Origin of the sequence: Shewanella marina JCM 15074, assembly GCF_000614975.1 — a bacterium.
GTDB lineage: Bacteria > Pseudomonadota > Gammaproteobacteria > Enterobacterales > Shewanellaceae > Shewanella > Shewanella marina.
This window is the reverse complement of sequence record NZ_BALM01000008.1, coordinates 124,377-146,156: the sequence shown is the minus strand read 5'-3', so window position 1 is coordinate 146,156 and position 21,780 is coordinate 124,377. Positions and strand designations below refer to the sequence as shown.

Here is a 21,780-nt window from a genome sequence, read left to right as displayed (position 1 = left end):
GCTTTTGCGAAACATTCTTAAATAGTTGGCCACCAGAAATACGCCCCCTAAACATACGGGCAATATCAGCCGAAGACAGTACTAATGTGGTTACGGTACCCGCAATAATATTTCCTCTCAACGCCTTACTGACATAATTAATAGCCGCATCACCCGCTAACGCCTTACCTGAACTTCTCGCAACACTATTTGCTACGCGTGTTCCCATTGTTTTCGCAATCGAATCAGTACTCATTCGCAGTAGTTGCTCAATCCCCGTACGACCAATTTGAGCAGAAATTAATTGTACAGCCCAAGCTACACCACCAGTTTGTAGCCCAGCCTTACAAGATTGAGTTAATGCTTCTTTCAGGTTATCACCACGCCACATAGCCAATGCAAATGAAATTGTGGCAGAAATACCAAAACAAGTCGCCGCAGTCACCGTGCCATTCTTAGCATCATATTTTAAACTTTCAATCGTCCCAAATTTGGCAATATTCTGAACTTGTTGCAGCGTATATGCCCCCGCTTTAACGAACTTTTCAGCATCAACTGGATCATATACGCCAGAAACCTCCCCTTTACGGATACGTTGCCGCATTGCTCGTAATGCTGACTCATATTTATCAGATGGCACCTCAATCACCATAGGTGAACCATCCGCATTCAAGTATTTGAAACGATTATTTTTAAAACACTCGCTAATGCATTTCGCACCGGTTTGACAATATTTCGTTTGAATATAGACGCCGTCAACAAGACGATCTGCACCATATTTAGCGTTATCAGTACCTACTAATTCAGCCTGTTTACCACTCAATTTATCAGCTAAATGGTTTGCCTTTTCAGCCGCGAACCCATGCCCTTGACGACCGTGCATCACTACATTATCAGCATGGTTTTGGGCACTTTGTTGCATACTATAACTATCAGCAGCAATCGTGGTTTTATTTTTTTTCATACAACTCAAATAAATCTATTAAAATAAAGCAGAACTTAATGCTGCTTCAAACTACAACGATGCATACTCTATAATGCTTTGCCCCATTAAGACGCAATCATCACCAATAGTGTAATACTGAAACTGCATTTGATACTGGGCTTTATAAATAAAACCTGTCACTGCAATCACTTGAAACCGTTGTTGGGAATTAACTGGATTAACCATTAGGGGTAAATATTCAACCTTTGGCTCACAATATAGCTTTGCTCATTCACTCCAGCATGAAACGCTAATAACGCCTGCGCTTGCTTAACAGCACTCACACCACATTGCTCAGCTGCCTGCGTACTCACACTACAACATAAAGCCAATATCATCAGCGAATAACGCATGTTAGCTCCCATAAAAGGTGCCTAAACTAGCATTCGTGGGCAAAGTAAAATCTTAAACAGATCACAGTTATAGTAATGGGAAATAATTAATCTCAGGACTATTGCAAAAAAATAATTTTATTTCAGCCAGTTAGAGTTAATAAAATAATTTACAACGAAGATAGGGCTTAAGATTTACATCATATACTACTGATGTTCTAATAATTTAAAATTATCTCTATTTACACCTCTCACAAAAGATAAAAATAAAAACCTCTAGTCACAAATCCCCTCTTGCACCATCCATGGCGCCTGGGGATAAGTATATCCCTATACAAAAAAACCAGCTCTTAGGCTGGTTTATAAGTTTGAGATGGTACCAGTGATCAGACTCGAACCGCCATGGTTTTAAAGACGGCTGATGTTATGAATAGGAATCCTCGGGATTCAATAGCCCACGCCTTTCGTTCTTAGCTTTTAGCTTTTAGCTTTTAGCTTTTACCAAATTTTAGGCATAAATCCCCTCTTGCACCATCCATGGCGCTCGGGGATAAGTATATCCCTATACAAAAAAACCGACTTTCGTCGGTTTATTCTGAGATAGTACCAGTGGTCGGACTCGAACCGCCATGGTTTTAAAGGCGGGCTGATGTTATGAATAGGAATCCCTGGGATTCAATAGCCTACGCTTTTCTTTTAGCTTTATTCTTTATGTTTTTGACAAAAAAAAGACACAAAAAAACCGACTAAATGTCGGTTTAAATGTTTGGTACCAGTGGTCGGACTCGAACCGACACGCTTTTAAAGGCGGGGGATTTTGAATCCCCTGTGTATACCAATTTCACCACACTGGCATCTCAAATTGTCATTACTGCAAACAAGTTTCCCAGTTCCTCAGTAAGTGACCGAAATTATACTGATGCTCGCCGTAATGGCAAGCGTTTTACTTTAACTTTTGTATCAAGTGCATAAATTTGAAGCAGCATGTTGTTTTTACCGACATATTCATTCGCGAATACTCCAAAATCCGACAACACTTATGCTGCATTTTTACGTGGCGTCATGGCGCTGGTGACAAAAGCAGGTCTGGCCTTGATGAGTTGTTGCATCTCATCTTCTGATGGATTACCTGCTGGTAATCGCAATAATTGCCGGGTTAATTGACTACGGGCTTTCGCTGAAATCTTATAATCAGCAGTTGAAGCTTGAATCGCATAATGTTGCTCATTACCTACGCATTCAAGTACATAGCTTCGTACCAGCGCTTCAACACAGGCTTCATTTTGTGGCAGCGTCAGCTTATTGGTACTTTGCAAAAAGAACTCTCTTAAGAGCGCACGCTCGGCTGCATCTAAAATCGCCAACTTGGCTGATATTTTCTTACCTTGCTGAGTAAACTGCACGGTTTGCAATAACTTAGCAGTAATCACATAAAGTAGTAGACTCGCAAAATAGCTGATTGAAACAATCAAGCCTAACCCCAGTAAGAAACCTAATTTTTGATGCAATGATTCAAGGTGTAATGCCCCTGCCCACTGAGTTGGCATAAATAAGGCTGCACCACAAAGTAAACCAAGCCAAATCATAAGTAAGGTGAGTAACGCGCGTATACGCGACTGAGTTAAAACTGTTAAGCTGGGCAAAAGCATGACATCATCCCTGCGTCAAAATTCTGTTTCAATAGCCGTTTTATTGGCTCTAAAAAGTGATATTTCTCTATCTACTGCATGACAAAGCAAAATAAGTGCCATGAGCTATGATACTTCAAAAAGAAAAAGCCCAGCATTTAGCTGGGCTCTAGATAATCTGTAATAATACAAATTAGATAAACAGTTAAGCTTTTTGCTCTGCTGTTAATTGGCTAATCTTAATAATCAATTGTGCGGCTTTTTCCATTGAGTCTAAGCACACATATTCATGCTTACCATGGAAGTTATGTCCACCAGTAAACAAGTTCGGGCAAGGTAACCCCATGTAAGATAAGCGTGAACCATCAGTACCGCCACGAATTGGCTTCACTTTAGGTTCGATATCTAATTGCTGCATTGCAGCTTTAGCTATCTCAATAATATGCGGATGCGGCAAAATTTGCTGCTTCATATTGTAATAGCTATCTTCAATGTTAATGCTAATGCTGCTGTCTTTAAGCTCGGCATTGCATTTTTCAACCATCTCAGTCAGCCACTGTTTACGCTGCTCAAACTGCTCTTTTTCAAAGTCGCGAATAATATAGGTTAATTGCGCTTGTTCAGTGCTACCGCCCATATCCACTAGGTGAAAGAAACCTTGGTAATCTTTACTGTGCTCTGGGGTATCTTTTAATGGCATTTTGGCATGAAAGCGCGCCACCATAGTCAACGCATTGACTAACACACCATAGGCACTGCCTGGATGACAGTTATTGCCTTTGGCTGTAATGACCGCAGTAGCAGCATTAAAGTTTTCAAACTCTAACTCGCCAATTTCGCCGCCATCAATGGTATAAGCCACTGTGCACCAAAATCTTCAACATCAAAGTGATCAGCACCAGCGCCAATCTCTTCATCTGGGGTAAAACAAATCCGAATTTTGCCATGGGCAATTTCAGGATGCTGTAGCAAGTAATGGCAAGCGGTAATGATTTCTGTCACACCAGCTTTATCATCACCACCTAATAGGCTATCGCCACTGGTGGTAATCAGTGTTTGTCCAATATATTGCGTTAAGCTACTAAATTGACTTGCAGACAAAACAGCTGAGTCACCTAAAGCAATATCTTGACCTTGATAATTTTCAATCACTTGCGGCTTAACATTGGCACCATTGAAATCGGGTGCTGTATCAAGGTGTGAAATAAAACCAATACAAGGAACATTATCCACTGTCGCAGGCACGGTAGCAGTTAGGTAGCCTTTATCAGATAGGGCAACATCACTGAAACCAAGTTCAATAAGTTCCTGTTGCAACTGCTGGGCAAATTCTACTTGCTTATAAGTGCTTGGAAAGGTTGTCGAATGGGGATCTGACTGGGTGTCGATACTAACGTAGCGTAAAAAACGCGCTAAAATGGCCTGTTTCATAGCAAAACCAGTTGGAAAACGAGGGCTGAGTCTATCAACCCAGCCCAAAATCTCATTAGATCTAGATCACACTTTTATTAATTTATGCTGTTTTAGCTTTCGCGTTATCTGCTAATTTAGTTAATACTCGGCTTGCTGCAACAAAACCAAATGTGCCTGTCACTACCGTACTGGCACCAAATCCTGAAGCACAATCCATACGCATACTGCCCTGCGCATCTGCCTTAGTTTGACAGACCTCACCATCAGCTGCTGGGTAAGTTAAATGCTCAGTTGAAAATACCGCATCAACCGCAAAACGACGTGCCGGATTTTTACTAAAGCCAAAATCGCGACGCAATTGATTACGAACTTTAGCCAATAATGGGTCTTGGTAGGTTTTAGCCAAATCAGTCACTTGTACTTGAGTTGGGTCCATCTGACCACCCGCACCACCCACAGTCACCAATTTAATTTTATTACGCTTACACCATGCAATCATGGCTGTTTTAGCTTTAATTGAGTCTATGCAATCAATGACATAATCAATATTGCCGCCAAATTTAGCACTTGGTAAATATTCGGCTAAATTTTCAGGGGTAATAAAATCTTCAATTTGATTCACTTGGCAATCAGGATTAATCGCCATAATTCGCTCTGCCATCACTTCCACTTTAGAAGCACCAATGGTTTGCTTTAATGCATGGATTTGACGATTAGTGTTAGTCACACAAATATCATCAAGATCAATTAAGCTAATTTGACCAATACCGCTACGCGCTAACGCTTCGCACGCCCATGTACCCACGCCACCAATTCCCACCACAACCACGTGAGAGTTAGCAAACTTTAATAACGCTTGTTGACCATACAAACGACCAATACCAGCGAAACGATTTAAATAGGCTTGTGACAGCATAAGCACCTCAATTTAGTAATTGTGGCAAATTTTATCGTAAAGCCATCAAAAATGCTTGTTTTGTCCACTTAAAAGCGACTGGTTTTGTCATTAAGTCCTAGCTAAAACCGCAATCCAAACTTTTTTAAGCACCAAACTTAATGGTAGCTACAACCAAGCAACATAAAATCAACAGCTTTTAACGCTAACAAATACTGTAATAGCACATATTTACGCTAAAAATGGCTTAATTCTCACAATTTTTCAAGAATTGAAATTTATACTTTTGTTGAATTATTGGTCAATTTGTATGTTTTTTTCACATTTTGCGAGCTAGATTGCATGAATCAGCACTAAAGCGTGATCCAAATCACTGTTTATATAACGTAAACCTGAAAAAATCCCATCCGTTTTATCATTAAAGTAAATGTTAACGATAAGACCCTCACTTAATAACCATTCAAAAATGGAATATAGAACTCAGGTTCTTGGGAGCAAATACATGAAGAAGACCTTTATTTCTGCAGCTATTGCATCTGCACTGTCTGTAGCCTCATTCGCTGCTTTAGCTGACGGTCCTCAAGTTTACGGTCGTATCGACGTAGCTGCTACTACTACTGAAGCAAGCTCTACTCTTCAAGGTAGCACTAGCGGTAAAGAAATTGGCCATGCTGGTACTTATTTTGAAAACAACTTTTCACACATTGGTGTGAAAGGTACTCAAAACATCGCTGAAGGTTATGATATCGTTTACCAAATGGAATTCGGTGTTGACAACATGGGCGCTGACAAAGGTAAATCACCTTTCAACAGCCGTAACACTTTCTTAGGTTTAAAAACCAATGCTGGTACTGTATTAGTTGGTCGTAATGACCCAGTATTCAAGCAAGTAGAAGGTTCTGTTGACGCGTTCGGTAACACCAACGCGGATATCGACCGTTTAGTAGCTGGCCAAGGCCGTGTTGCTGATGGTGTTTGGTACTACTCTCCTAAGATCGCTGATCTAGTGACAGTTAACGCTACTTACCTAATGAAAGACAACCAAGCTGGTGCAGATAACTCAGCTAAGCATAACCAATATGCAGTGAGTGCAACATTAGGTGACAGCAAGTTAAAAGCACACAACTACTATGTAGCTGCGTCTTATAACAAAGCAATCAACAACATTGATGCATACCGCGGTGTGGCTCAAGTTAAACTAGGCCAATTAACACTAGGTGCATTAGCACAGAACTCTGAGTCTGTAGTTAACACTCTTGAAGGTGATACTTACTTTGTAAGCGCTAAGTACAACCTAAATGGCGTTAACCTAAAACTTCAATACGGTTATGACGAGTCTGGTTTAGGTTCTTACTTCAAGAACTTAACTGGTATGTCTGCTACTTCTTTAGATACAAAAGCTGTATCTGACGTGAAGATCAACAACATCACTGCTGGTGCTGATTACCGTCTATCTAAGTCTACTCTAGTATATGGCCAATATGCTCATTACGAAGGTGACTATAAGAATGCAGGTCTTAAAATGGATCTTAAGCAAGACAGCGTATTATCTGTAGGTGTACGTTACGACTTCTAATCTGAAGTTATTCAGATAGCTAAAAGGCGACCATGGTCGCCTTTTTTGTTGCCTTTTTTCTATCTTACTGATTAGGCTTTACGTCGCAACAAATACACTGATTCATTGAGCCAACTGACCTGTTTTTTCACAAATCTTGGATTCTCGGCTAACACATCTAATGATTGCAGTAACTCAATCTCAAAATCTGTGGCCATATGCTGTTGCAACCAAGCATCAGATACGGCAAACGGCGGGCCTGATAATTCAGCTTGCGGATAATCTAAGGTCACTAATAAACCACTGATCCCCGCAGGAATAAGCTGCGCTAATTTTTGAGCATATTGGCTGCGCATCTCATCTGGCCAAGCAATGAGTGCCGCGCGGTCATAAAAACCATTAATGCGACTTAATTGCTGAGGCTGTAACTTAAAGAAATCACCTTGAACAAGGTGTAATTGTGGAGCATCGAAGTAATTAAAATCAGTATCGCTGCTATGCGTGTATTGCTGTTGCTGCTCTTGTAGATATTGAGCAATAGCCGATGCATCAAGCTCACAACCGAGCACTTGATAACCTTGCTCGGTAAGATAATGCATATCTAGCGATTTGCCGCATAGAGGAACAAAGATTTGCGCGTTCGCGCTCAGTGAAAGCTGCGGCAAAAATTTAATCAAATAGGGATTAATGCTCTGTTGATGAAAGCCTATTTGTTGCTGTTGCCATTTATCATGCCAAAAACTCGGTTGCACAGTGCCATCCGCCATATATAAATCATAGATGCAATGACTCTAAATAGTGCGAGGCTGGAGTGCAAGTTTAAACTGTTTCTAATGCTAAAACTTTACTCACCTTGCGCATCCAAACACAGTTATCACATTCACAGTTTCGGCGTGACAAATGATGTGGTGTTAAGCTCGAATCAATATAATCTAGCGCAATCAATAACTGCTGCTTTAACGCTTGATAATCTTTTTGTTCCAGCGCCACTAACTTATCGTTGTGGTTCATCCACACACATTCCATCCCTTGATGACAATAGATACATTGTTCGTCAACGGGGTTGAAAAAACCGGCGTGTGGGCAATAAGCCAATTCCATCCCTTGCAGGATTTTCTGCCGAGGAAAATCCATCAGCTCAATCAATAATGCTTTATCTGGATGACCCATAGTGCCTCCTATCATTTAGATTTTTCTAAATCAACAATTTATATTATTAGTTACTCGCCTCAAGATTACCTATAGTACGCAGCAACAAGATTGACTTATATCAATTGTTCTGGCGAAATAAATACCATCTCTAACAAGAATGTGAACCGTTAGCGCAACAATCAATGGAATAGATAGTGTATAACCAAGGAGAGATTATGCCCGCCCCCGCATTACAGCAATTTTACATCTCTCAAGAGCAGTCTATTTACTTACTCAGTGCTAATGACGCCCGTAAGCATAAAGCATGGTTTCGTTTGTGTAAGCAAGAATTAGCAAAGCTTGGCTATCGCAAAGTCAGGTTTATCGGTAAAGGCGCTTATGGTTTTGTATTTGCCGGCATCAATCAACTCAACCAACATCATGTGTTTAAGTTTTCTCGGCTCACCTTGCCACCTCATATTCAGCAGCGCTTAGAAGAAGAAGCTTATATGCTATCGCAAGTTTGCCATAACAATATTCCGCCTTTGGTCCAATACGCTCAAGTGGGCAAACAGGGCATTTTGGTGATGGCACAAGCCAAAGGTGAAGATTTAGAGCAGTTATGTATTCGCCAAGGACCATTACCGCCTCATGAAGTAATGCATATCGCTATTCAATTGGCTGATTTATTAGATTATCTACGCCAGCCTCCCATTATCGTGCATGGCGATATCAAACCCTCTAATCTGGTTTATGATCAAGCATCCGGCAAATTAGCCTTAATCGATTGGGGCTCCGCGGTACCCGCGCAACTTGACAGCCAGTTACAGCCATGCGGAGGGACAGGTTTGCAAGTGATGACCGACAATATCGAATGCAGTAATGCTCGTATGGGCGATGTCTATTTTATTGGTGAAGAACAACTTGCTGGCGCCTTATCTAGCCTAGATTTGATGAACAAGGTGTCGCTGCTACTTTATATAGTATTGCTTCTGGCCAAGCGAGCCGCTTTGGCAGTCAAGTCATTAGCCCCAATAGCATTGGCTTACCCCAAGAATTAGCCAATACATTAACGGCAATGCTCAGTAATAATCCACTCGTTAGACGTCATGGCGGTGACTACTTTATAAAAAGCATGCGTCATAACCATAGACTGCATCTGCCACCATTAACGAAAGTGACAATTCATCCCAAAATTCCCATCTGGTCATCACACCTAAATAAAGAGATAGAAACGGTTTGCTATAGTTCGCGTAAATCTTTTATGCGCCAACACGCCAATAGCACGCCGATCCACCAAATAGATGATGTGCAATTGGATAAGTACTATCGTAATTTTATGGTGGGTATGGCTGATACAGAAAAAGGCTTTATTGCAGCGGTGAGTCGTCTAGGCCAATACCCGATTGTTGGCGGACTGGCTATCCACTGGCGTGAAAGTGGTATTTATATCGATTCAAACTTAGCTTTATATGATAACCGCTTAAAACAGTCGTTGACGGTTGCCGTCAATAATATGGTGACCTTAGCGCAAGGGATCAAACTTAAAGGTGTCTTTAAGGCTTGTTTCTTTAATGCAAAAAACACCCTTCATTTTAGCCATAATGCACAGCAACAATTACAACAAGAAAATCAGCAACAACTGGTATTTGATGTGGGAGTGGGCCCCATATTAGAAAATAAATCGAGATTACACTCTTATTTTGAAGATGGCCGCGATCCCGATGAGAGCTTAGAACTGCCTAAATCAATCATGAAAGCACTGGCCAAACTGAACCAAATCCACCATACCGGCTGTATTATTTTTGAAAAACAGGCCAATCACCTCAAAATACACCACTATTTAAAGCTATTAAATCCAAGAAAACAGGCTGAGTTTAGAGCGAATTTAGATCTAATTTTAAGCTGTACTCCTGAAATTTCAGGATCAGGGATCAGCGGTTTTATGAAACTGCCCTATAAGAATACCCGCCAGTTTAATCCGATTGAACAATTACCCAGCAAGTTTTATCCTCGCAATCCCAAGGCAATTTAAGACATTTTGTCTCATCAGCAACTTTTTAATTATTCATATCTAAAAAAACACCTAAAAAATAACCTTTGCCGAATATAGTTAACTATATAACGCATTGTTTATCTTTATTTTATTTATAAAAAAAAGCTGATAACACGACAATTTTCTCTATTTTCATTCATTAGGTTAACATTTACTAATAAATGGATTTTTTGGGACACAAACAGAAACCCATCAAGACATTATGTCCAGCTCTAATATTCAGATTAAAAACAACACTTTAAACCAATATAAAAGCAATAACCAAAACATTAAACTTGTAAATAACCAAGTAACCAGACGTTTATTTTATTGCATTTTGTTTGTGATCACGATCATCTCAGATTAATTGTCATTATTGCTGACTTTAAAGATACTTTGCCCGCTAGTTAAATTAGGTTATTGAATTGGTGAATTCGATAACTCGCAGTGTGAACGCACAAGCATCGTGCTTAACAAATAATAATGAGGCAAACTCAAATGGATAGACGCCAGTTTTTTAAACTGTGTGCATGTGGGGCAACAACCTCCGCCATTGCCGCACTGGGGCTTATGCCCGGTGACGCTATGGCAGCTCCCCGTGAATACAAGTTATTAAAAGCTAAAGAAACCCGTAACAATTGTTGTTACTGCTCAGTGGGCTGTGGTCTGTTAATGTACAGTCACAACAGCAACGGTAAAAACGCTGAGAATCACATTTTCCACATCGAGGGAGATGCTGATAACCCAGTAAACCGCGGCGCTCTTTGTCCGAAAGGTGCAGGCCTAGTTGACTATGTTAACAGCCCTAACCGTAATAAATATCCAGAAGTACGTGAACCAGGCACTAATGAATGGAAACGTATTAGCTGGAATGAAGCATATGCACGTATTGCACGTCATATGAAAGATGACCGTGATGCCAACCTAATTGAAAAAAATGAAGATGGCACCACAGTAAACCGCTGGTTAACTGCAGGTATGATGACTTCATCTGCACAACCAAATGAAGGCGGCTTCATTACTCATAAGTTCGCACGTTCGCTTGGCCTAGTTGCCATCGACACCATTGCACGTAATTGACACTCGCCAACGGTAGCAAGTCTTGCTCCAACATTTGGCCGCGGTGCTATGACCAACCACTGGATCGATATTAAGAACGCGAATTTAGTTGTGATTATGGGCGGTAACGCAGCAGAAGCTCACCCTGTCGGATTCGGCTGGGTATCAGAAGCTATGCAAAACAACAACGCTAAGTTAGTGGTTGTTGACCCTCGTTTCACTCGTAGTGCAGCACTTGCTGATCACTATGCGCCTTTACGTTCTGGTACCGATATCGCCTTCCTATTAGGTGTTATTCGCTACATGATCGAAACCAAACAAGTCAACTATGACTATGTTAAGGCATACACTAACGCGAGCTTTATCGTCCGTGAAGACTTCGAATTTAACGATGGTCTATTCAGCGGTTACGATGAAAAATCGGGCAGTTATGACAAAGAGTCATGGTATTACGAGCTAGATGAACAAGGTTATGCCAAAGTTGATCCAAGCTATGAACACCCTCGCTGTGTGTGGAACTTATTAAAGCACCACGTAGAGCGTTACGACTTTGAAACCGTATCTAACATCACTGGTACGCCAGTAGATGATTACGAACAAGTTTGTAAGATGATTGCTAGCACGCATACCCACGATAAAGTGGCGACATTTATGTATGCACTAGGCTGGACTCACCATTCTAAGGGTGCACAAAACATCCGTACTATGGCAATGGTTCAGTTACTGCTAGGTAATATCGGTGTGCTTGGTGGTGGTGTTAACGCACTGCGTGGTCACTCTAACGTACAGGGTGCAACTGACATGGGTCTTTTATGTCAGAACTTACCTGGTTACTTAAAGTTACCAAATGATCAAGATGTTGATCTACAAACCTATTTAACTAACTACACACCAACACCATTACGCCCGGGCCAAACTAACTATTGGCAAAATTACCCGAAATTCTTCGTGTCGCAAATGAAGAGCTTCTGGGGTGATTACGCAACGGCGTCTAACAACTGGGGTTATGACTGGTTACCTAAGTGGGATCTGCAGTATGACTACGCACGTCATATCGACATGATGTACCACGGTAAGGTTAACGGTTATTTCGTACAGGGTGTAAATGCGATTAACTCGCAGCCTAACCGCAATAAAGTACTAAAAGCATTAACAAACCTTAAGTACCTTGTGGTGATGGATCCATTAGCGACAGAAACCGCAACTTTCTGGCAAAACGCAGGTGACTTTAACGATGTGAACCCAGCTGATATTCAGACTGAAGTGTTCCGTCTACCAACGACCCTATTTGCTGAAGAAGAAGGCTGTATCGTTAACTCAGGTCGCTGGATGCAGTGGCACTGGAAAGGCGCTAACCCACCGGGTGAGTCTTTACCAGATGCTGAAATCCTAACCGGTTTAATGCACACCATTAAAGATCTTTACGCCAAAGAAGGCGGTAAGTTACCAGAGCCAATCGAAGCGATTAACTGGAACTACAGCAATCCTAAGCATCCACATTGTCATGATGTTGCAAAAGAGCTTAACGGTATCGACTTAACAACGGGTCGTCAGCTAGACAGCTTTACTCAGCTTAAAGATGACGGTACTACTGCTTGTGGTTGCTGGATCTACTCAGGTTCATGGACTGAAGCCGGTAACCAAATGGCACGCCGTGATAACACTGACCCATCAGGTAAAGGTATCACTCCAGGTTGGGCATTCGCATGGCCAGCAAACCGCCGCGTACTGTACAACCGTGCATCTTGTGATGTGAACGGTAAGCCTTGGGATCCAAAGCGTACTATCGTTGAGTGGAAGAATGGCAAATGGCAAGGTATCGACGTGGGTGACTTCAACATGAAGCTAAACCCTCAAGAATCTGCACATCCATTTATTATGCAGCCTGAAGGTATGGGTCGTTTCTTCGCATTAAAGATGCTAGCAGAGGGACCATTCCCTGAGCATTACGAGCCAGTAGAATCGCCAATTGGTACTAACCCACTACATCCTAAAGTGGTGCGTAACCCTGCGGTACGTATTTTACCTGGTATTGAAGAGACGTTAGGTACACATCAGGAATTCCCTTATGTATGTACCACTTACTCTGTGACTGAACACTTTAACTATTGGTCAACACATTGCCGTCTAGCCGCTATCTCTATGCCGGAAACTTTCGTTGAGCTTGATGAAGTATTGTCAGCAGACAAAGGCATTAACAATGGTGATTGGGTACGCATTAGCTCTAAGCGCGGCAGTATCTTAATCAAAGCGTTAGTGACTAAACGTCTACAACCACTAAAAGTTAATGGTCAATGGGTTCACACCGTCGGTTTACCACGTCACGGCAGCCATAACGCTTTAACGCGTAAGAGCTATACCTGTAACGTACTGACCACGGAAGTGGGTGATGCAAATACTCAAGTACCTGAGTACAAAGCATTCTTAGTTAACATCGAAAAGGCTGAGGGAATGTAATCATGTCTGATAAAGATATCGCTGCTAGTTCAGGCTTATCTGATCTAAACCCTCAATCTCGTATTCGCCGTACGATTCCAAAGATAGCTAAGTTGTTTGATGCAACTAAGTGTAATGGTTGTAAGGCGTGTCAGGTTGCGTGTTCAGAGTGGAACGATTTGCGTGCTGAAGTAGGTACTTTCCAAGGTAGCTACCAAAACCCAATGGCTGTGTCAGCTGATAGCTGGACCATCATCAAGTTCAACGAATTTGTTGATGACAACAAAAAGCTACGCTGGCAGTTCACTCACAGTGCATGTATGCATTGTGAAGACCCAGCATGTTTAACAGCCTGTTCAACCAAGGGCGCAATTGTTCAAAAGAGCAATGGTACCGTTGAGCTGAACCACGATAAATGTGTGGGTTGTGGTTACTGTGTATCTGCTTGTCCGTTCGGTACGATTTCATTAAATCCGAAAGACAGCAAGGTATACAAGTGCACCATGTGTGCTGACCGAGTACAAGCAGGTCAAGAACCTGCATGTGTGAAAACATGTACAACTGGCGCACTTAAGTTTGGTACCCGTGAAGATATGTTGTTCATCGCTGAAAAGCGTGTAGCGCAACTAAAAGAGCGCGGTTATGCCAATGCGGGTCTTTACAACCCTAAAGGTGTGAGCGGCACAGGTATGGTGATGGTGCTACACGACATCAACAAGCCTGAAAGCTACGGCCTGCCGGCTGATCCTAAGACAAGTTTACCTACTACCCTATGGCAAGATGTTGTTAAGCCATTAGGTACTGCCGGTATTCTTGGCGCGGTAGCCGTTGCCTGTGTACACCGTATCACTGTTGGTCGCAATATCGTTGAAGAAGACGATCCGATTGCTTATGCCCAACAGCACCACAGCCACCCAGAAAAGACAGATAAGGAGTAACGCTCATGCATAAGCCTGAACTCATCCTGCGTCATAAAATGTTTGACCGCGTTTGTCACTGGTTTGTTGTGGCAACAGGTATCTTCACATTCTTAACGGGATTTTCGTTTTTCTATCCATCATTTCAATGGCTAGGCCTGATTGCTGGTACACCGGAGTTAGCTCGCGCTTTACATCCGATTGCTGGTTTATTGATGTGTCTACCTTTAATGGTGATGTTGGCGCGCTATTACCACCATAACAAGTGGGAAAAAGGCGATCTAACTTGGATGCTAGCGATCAAAGACGTGATGCTAGAAAACGAAGACAAGATCCCGCCAATTGGCCACTACAATCCGGGTCAAAAAGTATTGTTCCGCACTTTCGTGATCACCTCAATCGTACTAACGATTACAGGCATCATGATGTGGCAACCATACTTCACACCTTTCTTTAGTACCGTTAGCGTGCAGTGGGCAATTCTGCTTCATGCTGTTTGTGCAGTAATCATGTTGATCTTCGTTATCGTTCACTTCTGGATGGCAACTTGGGTTGAAGGTTCTGTAGCAGGCATGCTTTACGGTTATGTGTCGAAAGCATGGTGCAAGAAGCACCACCCAAATATGCTTAACGACGAATCACATTCGGAAAAATAGTACTTATGACATCAGCAATTATCGACGCTAAAGATATTACTAACCAAGACGATTTGGCAATTAAGCCGTTAATCGTGGCGACTCCTACCATAACTTACCAAATGCGAGCAGCGCGTTTAGCAAGTTTAGCTGCAGACTCAGGTTTAACGGATTATTTTAATCTGCTGAATCTAGTGGTTAAAGCCCAAGCAAAACAAGCAGAGCTTGGACAGTTTGGCCAATTACCACAACTTGATCTAAACGCAACGATGCCGCTAGCTCATGGCAATTTTGAGTGGGGTAATTATTGGCAGTCGATATTGCTGGAACTCGTCGCAGAACTATTGCCCGTAGTGCCAAGCCCAATTCAGGCGGTGCTACGAGATTTAAGCGGCTTACCAGAGGCAACACTGCAACAATATGCTGAGGATTTGCTGTCTACTCGCATCGATGCAGTGCCTGCTCAATATAGTCTGTTTATCTGGGCAGCATTAAGTGTTTACTGGTCACATGTGGCAGCCACTATTGAGCCAACAGCGGTGACTGTTGAGCACAATCAGCAGTCACTGTGCCCAATCTGTGGTAGTCACCCAGTGGCCAGTGTAATAAAGTCAAAGCCACGTGAGGGGTTACGCTACTTACACTGCAGCTTATGTGAAAGCCAGTGGCACCGTGTGCGCGCCGAATGTACTAACTGTGAAGACAATACTGATATTCATTTGTGGTCAGAAAAAGAGAAAAATGCCGAACTTAGCGTGGAAAGCTGTGGCTGCTGCCATAGTTACACCAAAATGATGTTCACTAACGTCAACCCTGAGTTAGAAGTGGTCGCTGATGATTTAGCCACCCTCTTTATCGCTGGGCAGATGCAGCAACAAGGATTTCATTCAACCAATGTTAATCCATTGCTACTAAGCCACCAGCAGCAAGAAACTGAACCGCAATAATTATTCGTATCATTTATAGCAAAGGCCAACTCATTGGGTTGGCCTTTTTAAAACAATAAAAAGATTAGACCTATGACTCAAGCTATCAACTCCCTTAAAGCCTTATACCGCTGCTTACCAGCGTTAGACAGTCTGCTACAGATACCTCAAGTGATAGGTTTACAGCAATGCTTTGGTGAAGCCTGGATTAAGCAGCAAATTAGATTATTGCTTGATGAAGCACGCCAACATATTAAACAGCATCAACAACTGCCCATCTGGTGCCATAGCAGCAGTAATTTAGTTAAACACCTACAACTTATCGTGATCGATAAAGATCAGCACAGCATGCAAGGGGTAATGAACCTCACTGGTACCATTTTACATACCAACTTAGGCCGCTCACAGATGAGCCAAGCGGCGATTGATGCCGTCACCAATGTGATGCGCCAACCTATTCCATTAGAGTTTGATATGGGACTGGGGAAACGAGGCCATCGCGACAGTCAAATCAGTGAATTATTACATGAGCTTACGGGTGCAGAGGCTTGTTGCTTAGTCAACAATAATGCGGCGGCAGTGCTGTTGATGCTCGCAGCGGTGGCGCCGGGCAAAGAGGTGATTGTTTCACGCGGCGAGTTGGTCGAAATTGGCGGCGCTTTTCGCATCCCCGATATCATGCGTCAAGCAGGTTGTACACTAGTCGAAGTTGGCTGCACTAATCGCACTCATTTACAAGATTATGCTAATGCCATTACCGACAATACCGCGGCGATAATGAAAGTGCATACCAGCAATTATCATATTGCAGGATTCACTGCCAGCGTAGAGGAAGCAGAGCTGGCTAAATTATGCCAGCAACGTGGTATCCAGCTGATCTCTGATTTGGGCAGTGGCGCATTGGTCGATTTAGCCCAATTTGGCTTAGCCAAAGAACCAATGCCACAACAAATGCTTAAAGAGGGCGTCAATCTGGTGAGTTTCTCCGGTGATAAACTGCTTGGCGGTCCGCAAGCAGGCTTAGTTGTCGGTGACAAACAGCTGATTGATAAGCTGCAAGCACATCCATTAAAGCGCGCGCTGCGTTGTGACAAGATGACCTTAGCGGCATTAGAGGCCACCTTACGGCTATATCGTCAGCCAGAACAACTCACACGGCAATTGCCAATGTTAGCAAAGCTGGCTAAGCCATTAGCTGATATCAACTATATCGCCCATCAGTTACTGCAAACACTGCCCTACCACAGCCAATATCAGATCAGTGTTAATGCCTGTTCAACTCAGATTGGCAGTGGCTCACAGCCAGATCAACTCTTGGCCTCAATGGCCTTGTGTATTGCGACCAAACACAAACCGCAATTATTGCAATTGGATAAGCAATTAAAGCAACTGGCAACACCCATCATAGGTCGTATTCATGCCGACCAATTATGGCTTGATTTACGTGGCTGTGACGATGAGCGGCTATTGCATCAGCAACTGAGTCATCTATTAAGTCGTGCCCCAAAATCAGTGGAGAATAACCTATGATGATGGTCACCGCAGGCCATGTTGACCATGGTAAAACCGCCCTTATTCAAGCATTAACCGGTGTTGATACCGATAGATTGCCGGAAGAAAAAAAGCGTGGCATGACCATTGATCTAGGTTATGCCTTTATGAATATCAGCCATGATATTCGGCTCGCTTTTGTGGATGTCCCCGGTCACGAGAAATTTATCAATAATATGCTAGTCGGTGTTGCCAATGCTAAACATGCATTAGTGGTCATCGCCGCCGATGACGGTGTCATGCCGCAAACCCGTGAACATTTGGCCATTCTAAAGTTACTTAACTTAGCCAGTATCACCGTCGTCATCAGCAAATGTGATAAAGCCGAATCTGGCCAAATTGAACGTGTTACTCAGCAGATGACACCATTACTGACTGAATTTGACTGCCAGCAATATTGCTTTTCTGTATCAGCAAAAACAGGCCAAGGTATTGAGCAATTAAAACAGCATTTATGCCAATTAGCCCTCAGCCATTTAGCCAAGCAAAACGAAACCAAACAAAGTTTTAGAATGGCATTAGACCGCGTCTTTACCGTCAAAGGCGCAGGTGTGGTGGTCACAGGTACCGTCATTAGCGGCCAAGTCAATCTCGATGACAAACTTTATTGCAGCAACCAAACCGATCCTGTACGCGTGCGTAGCATTCATGCCCAAGGCCAAGTCTGTCATCAAGGCCGTGAGCAACAACGTGTTGCCCTTAACTTAACCGGTTTTGATCACCACCATTTACCGCAAAGAGGCGATTGGTTAACGGCGCAACAACAACCAGAAAAAACAGACCGCATTACGGCAGTTTTCAGCGGAAAAACCATACCAAATCATTGGCAAAGTGTGCATCTACATCATGGCGGCGTACATTGTCTGGGACGAATTGCGTACCTAGCCGCTGCGGAAACCGCGCAGCAACATCTGATTGAATTACAATTTGATAAACCACTACTGCTGACTCATTTAGATCACATTATTGTGCGCGATGCCATTGGTCAAAGCACATTAGGTGCCGCTAGGGTACTGGAATTAACGCCGCCAAATCGTGGTAAGCGAAAACCTGAACGACTCAGCTATTTGCAGCAATTAAGTCAATGCGATCAACCCATTGATGCGCTGATGGTTAGCTGTCAGCAGCAACCACAAATCAAACAACAGATCAGTTGGCACTGGCAAGTCAGCACAGATTACGTTACTGAGCTTGCGCAAGCCTTACAACTACAACAAGTTGACCAATATCTCCTAGCCAGCAGTAGCTTTGAGCAAATTCAAACCAAGTTGTATCAAACACTTAATGCCTATCATCAAAGCCACAGTGATGAACTCGGTTTAGGCCGAAGCCGTCTAGCACGTATGAGTCACCTCACCGTGGCTGATAAGGTTATTTTCCATGCGCTCAATGAGTTATGTCAGCAAAATAAATTACAAACAAGTCGTGGTCTTTACCACTTGCCACAACATCAACTCAATCTTAATCCACAAGAACAAAAAGTCTGGCTGCAAATGCAAAGCTTATTAGCCACATCAAACCAGCCATTATGGGTCACAGACTTTGCTAAAACACTCAAGTTAGAATCACAAGCATTACGCAGCTTATGCTACAAACTGGTGCAAATGGGACATATTACCGCGGTTGTAAAAGATCGCTATTTACTGACAGAGCAGCTGCACCAATATGCTGACCAAATTAGACAACACTTGAATGCTCATCAACAGCTTGAAACCAGTGAGTTTAGACAACTGATCAATATGGGCCGCAAGGTCAGCATTCAAGTGCTTGAGTTATTTGATAAAACAGGTTTTACCCGTCGAGAGTATCGCGGTAATAGTCGCATTATTCGAGATAACGAGCTGTTTCAATTTGAACCACAGGCTGTGCCATCGGCCACGAGCAACCGCTCACATTCATCTCATTAAATGGCTTGATATAGGATCTGCTATGCACACCACACACAAGATTGTGAATACCGTCAGCGCACAACGATTTCAAGCTGATTTAGTATATGAAAAGTCAGAAACCCTAGCATGCGAGACACGTATTGCACTGATCTATAATGGCATATCACATACTGTGATGATGGCAATTCCCGTTGATTTAGAAGAGTTTGCTATCGGTTTTACTTTATCTGAACGGATTGTGGACCATCGTCATGAAATCAAAGGGGTTGATATCGAACATGTTGAGGCAGGCGTCTTAATCCATCTTGAAATCACCAATCGCTGCTTTATGGCATTAAAAGAGCAACGCCGCAGTATGGCCGGTCGTACCGGTTGTGGTCTATGCGGTATCGCCCAGCTCGACCAAGCCGTTAAACCCGTCATAAAAGTCGACCAAGGTGATGATTTTAATATTGCGAATCTCAGTCTGACCTTAACCGAAGTTGCCCGCAAACAGCACCTATTTTCACAAACAGGTGCAACTCATGCTGCAATGGCGATTAACCTTGATGGTCATATTCAAGCGTGCTTTGAAGATGTCGGCCGCCATATCGCACTCGATAAGCTGATTGGTCATATTGCGCTAACTGATAATATGCCACCAGCGGCAATATTGCTCACCAGCCGCGCCAGTTTTGAAATGGTACAAAAAGCCGCAAGTGCCAATATCAAAATTATTTTTGCTATGTCAGCCGTCACCGCTTTAGCACTGGATTTAGCCGAACAATCCAATATTACACTGGTTGGTTTTTGCCGTGAAAATCGCGCCACAATTTATACCCATCCAGAACGGATTAATAATCATCAAACTGTGATGTTAAAGCAGGTTATTTAAGTATTTACGCTATGGATTTGTTTTATGATCTGTAGCGTTTTCTTCTATATCGAGTATGCCAGTCATGCAATGGTCACAACTGAAACAAACCCTCTTTATTCGCTATTGGCAACCTACGCTCCCAGTTATCGCAGCCGGAATATTAGCAGCACTATTTTTTGGCCTCACCGGCGCACTATGGGCGGTGACAGGCGAATTTACCCGTTGGGGCGGACATCTATTACAACTGGTAGGCATTGAGGCTGAAACTTGGCCCTACTTTCAAATCATTGGTCTTAAAGGCACACCACTTGATCGCATTGGCGGCATGATCATTATCGGTATGTTTTTAGGCGCACTCATTGCGGCGTTATGGGCCAGTAACGTTAAATTACGCATGCCCCAACATAAGCGTCGTATTGCCCAAGCCTTAATTGGTGGCATTATTGCCGGTATTGGCGCTCGCCTAGCCATGGGCTGTAACCTAGCCGCAATGTTTGCCGGTATTCCCCAGTTCTCACTACATGCTTGGTTGTTCACCATCGCCACCGCGGTAGGCTCATACCTTGGGGTAAAGTGCTGCTTACTGCCGATGTTTAGAGTGCCCATTAAGCTGAAAAAGCTCAACCGTCAGCCAGCAACATCGACACCCAAACCGGCGAACAAATCTCAGTTTGGCACAGGCATGTTGTTGCTGGCCGCATTACTGCTTACTGCCGTTGGTATTTACATACAGCTGCCCAAATTGGCCATTGCCTTACTGTTTGGCGCCCTCTTTGGTTTATTAATTGAACGAGCTCAAATTTGTTTTACCTCAGCCTTTCGCGATCTTTGGTTAATGGGGCGCACTCATATGGCCAATGCGCTTATTTTAGGTATGGCAGTCAGTGCCATTGGCGTGCTGCTATTCGTTGAATTGGGTGCGGTGCAAAAGCTGCAATGGGCAGGTCCAAATACCTTAATTGGTGGTTTGCTGTTTGGTTTTGGCATTGTACTGGCTGGCGGCTGTGAAACAGGCTGGATGTACCGCGCAATGGAAGGCCAAGTCCACTTTTGGTGGGTTGGCTTAGGCAATATCATTGGTGCCACCTTACTCGCCTATTGCTGGCCAGTCGTTGCACCGTTAGCAACCCAGTGGCCTAAAGTGAATCTACTCGACCAGTTTGGTCATATTGGTGGTCTAATTGTCACCTTAACCTTATTGGCTAGCACCCTATTATTAATTAATTTATGGCATAAACGCTTTTTTAAACGGATACCGGTATGACACAAACGACAGAAATTATTGCAGACTACCAATTGGATATGACAGGTGAAAGCTGCCCTTACCCATCAGTCGCGACCTTAGAAACCATGCTCACCCTAGAAACAGGTGAAGTATTAGAAGTGCTAAGCGACTGCGCTCAATCAATTCATAACATTCCGGCTGATATCAAAAACTTTGGCTATCAGCTACTCAACATCATTCAAGAAGGTAGTGATATCCGTTTTTATATTCGCAAGTAAATTGGTATTACTAATAAGCCCTGCAATTGCAGGGCTTACTGTTAAGTCATTCATG

Annotated in this window: 16 protein-coding genes, 1 tRNA gene and 2 pseudogenes; 11 read left to right on the top strand and 8 right to left on the bottom strand. The window is 43.0% G+C overall.

Annotation, left to right across the window (positions count from 1 at the left end):
• The 6 genes and pseudogenes from JCM15074_RS21570 to tcdA form a co-directional block, all read right to left on the bottom strand.
• On the bottom strand, nt 1–943 hold a 943-nt coding region (locus JCM15074_RS21570; protein ID WP_025820814.1), incomplete at its 3' end, for a YeeR family protein.
• 206 nt (nt 944–1,149) lie between these two features.
• A complete protein-coding gene (locus tag JCM15074_RS24340) occupies nt 1,150–1,317 on the bottom strand; it encodes a hypothetical protein (protein WP_159105278.1) in 168 nt (55 codons plus the stop codon).
• A 746-nt stretch (nt 1,318–2,063) separates the two neighbouring features.
• Nucleotides 2,064–2,150: transfer RNA gene (locus JCM15074_RS08495), tRNA-Leu, on the bottom strand.
• Between the two features lie 183 nt (nt 2,151–2,333).
• Entirely contained in the window at nt 2,334–2,945 is a 612-nt protein-coding gene (locus JCM15074_RS08490) for a superinfection exclusion B family protein (RefSeq protein WP_025820813.1), read from the bottom strand.
• Between the two features lie 184 nt (nt 2,946–3,129).
• Nucleotides 3,130–4,355 (bottom strand): annotated as a pseudogene (gene pepT, locus JCM15074_RS21560) (peptidase T).
• An 82-nt stretch (nt 4,356–4,437) separates the two neighbouring features.
• Nucleotides 4,438–5,250 (bottom strand): tRNA cyclic N6-threonylcarbamoyladenosine(37) synthase TcdA, encoded by an 813-nt coding sequence (tcdA, locus tag JCM15074_RS08480; RefSeq protein ID WP_025820812.1) that lies wholly within the window; start codon nt 5,248–5,250, stop codon nt 4,438–4,440.
• A 484-nt stretch (nt 5,251–5,734) separates the two neighbouring features.
• Here tcdA and JCM15074_RS08475 point away from each other — a divergent pair, with 484 nt between their 5' ends.
• Nucleotides 5,735–6,808 carry a porin gene (locus JCM15074_RS08475; protein ID WP_025820811.1) on the top strand — a complete coding sequence of 358 codons (1,074 nt, stop codon included), beginning with the start codon at nt 5,735–5,737 and terminating at the stop codon, nt 6,806–6,808.
• Nucleotides 6,809–6,879: 71 nt separating this feature from the next.
• On the opposite strand, the gene JCM15074_RS08470 is transcribed toward JCM15074_RS08475, so the two are convergent.
• On the bottom strand, nt 6,880–7,539 hold the full coding sequence (locus JCM15074_RS08470) for a thiopurine S-methyltransferase (RefSeq protein WP_025820810.1): 660 nt from the start codon (nt 7,537–7,539) through the stop codon (nt 6,880–6,882).
• Nucleotides 7,540–7,606: 67 nt separating this feature from the next.
• Entirely contained in the window at nt 7,607–7,957 is a 351-nt protein-coding gene (locus JCM15074_RS08465) for a hypothetical protein (RefSeq protein ID WP_025820809.1), read from the bottom strand.
• A 197-nt stretch (nt 7,958–8,154) separates the two neighbouring features.
• Between JCM15074_RS08465 and JCM15074_RS21555 the strand changes: the two are divergent.
• The 10 genes and pseudogenes from JCM15074_RS21555 (at nt 8,155) to yedF (ending at nt 21,725) form a co-directional block, all read left to right on the top strand.
• Nucleotides 8,155–9,953, top strand: a pseudogene (locus tag JCM15074_RS21555) (protein kinase domain-containing protein).
• A 498-nt stretch (nt 9,954–10,451) separates the two neighbouring features.
• Entirely contained in the window at nt 10,452–13,469 is a 3,018-nt protein-coding gene (gene fdnG / locus JCM15074_RS08450) for a formate dehydrogenase-N subunit alpha (RefSeq protein WP_148300763.1), read from the top strand.
• A gap of 2 nt (nt 13,470–13,471) precedes the next feature.
• Nucleotides 13,472–14,386: a 4Fe-4S dicluster domain-containing protein gene (locus tag JCM15074_RS08445; RefSeq protein ID WP_025820806.1), complete on the top strand. Its 915-nt coding sequence runs from the start codon at nt 13,472–13,474 to the stop codon at nt 14,384–14,386.
• Between the two features lie 5 nt (nt 14,387–14,391).
• On the top strand, nt 14,392–15,021 hold the full coding sequence (locus JCM15074_RS08440; RefSeq protein ID WP_025820805.1) for a formate dehydrogenase subunit gamma: 630 nt from the start codon (nt 14,392–14,394) through the stop codon (nt 15,019–15,021).
• A gap of 5 nt (nt 15,022–15,026) precedes the next feature.
• The gene (gene fdhE, locus JCM15074_RS08435) at nt 15,027–15,947 is read left to right on the top strand and encodes a formate dehydrogenase accessory protein FdhE (protein ID WP_025820804.1); all 921 of its coding nucleotides are present in this window, start codon (nt 15,027–15,029) and stop codon (nt 15,945–15,947) included.
• Between the two features lie 72 nt (nt 15,948–16,019).
• On the top strand, nt 16,020–17,456 hold the full coding sequence (selA, locus tag JCM15074_RS08430; RefSeq protein WP_025820803.1) for an L-seryl-tRNA(Sec) selenium transferase: 1,437 nt from the start codon (nt 16,020–16,022) through the stop codon (nt 17,454–17,456).
• On the top strand, nt 17,453–19,384 hold the full coding sequence (gene selB / locus JCM15074_RS08425) for a selenocysteine-specific translation elongation factor (RefSeq protein WP_025820802.1): 1,932 nt from the start codon (nt 17,453–17,455) through the stop codon (nt 19,382–19,384). Before selA ends, selB begins: the two co-directional genes overlap by 4 nt.
• A gap of 22 nt (nt 19,385–19,406) precedes the next feature.
• A complete protein-coding gene (fdhD, locus tag JCM15074_RS08420) occupies nt 19,407–20,240 on the top strand; it encodes a formate dehydrogenase accessory sulfurtransferase FdhD (RefSeq protein ID WP_025820801.1) in 834 nt (277 codons plus the stop codon).
• Nucleotides 20,241–20,304: 64 nt separating this feature from the next.
• Nucleotides 20,305–21,486, top strand: a complete 1,182-nt coding sequence (yedE, locus tag JCM15074_RS08415; RefSeq protein ID WP_025820800.1) for a selenium metabolism membrane protein YedE/FdhT — start codon at nt 20,305–20,307, stop codon at nt 21,484–21,486.
• The gene (yedF, locus tag JCM15074_RS08410; RefSeq protein WP_025820799.1) at nt 21,483–21,725 is read left to right on the top strand and encodes a sulfurtransferase-like selenium metabolism protein YedF; all 243 of its coding nucleotides are present in this window, start codon (nt 21,483–21,485) and stop codon (nt 21,723–21,725) included. Before yedE ends, yedF begins: the two co-directional genes overlap by 4 nt.
• Nucleotides 21,726–21,780: the final 55 nt, after the last annotated feature.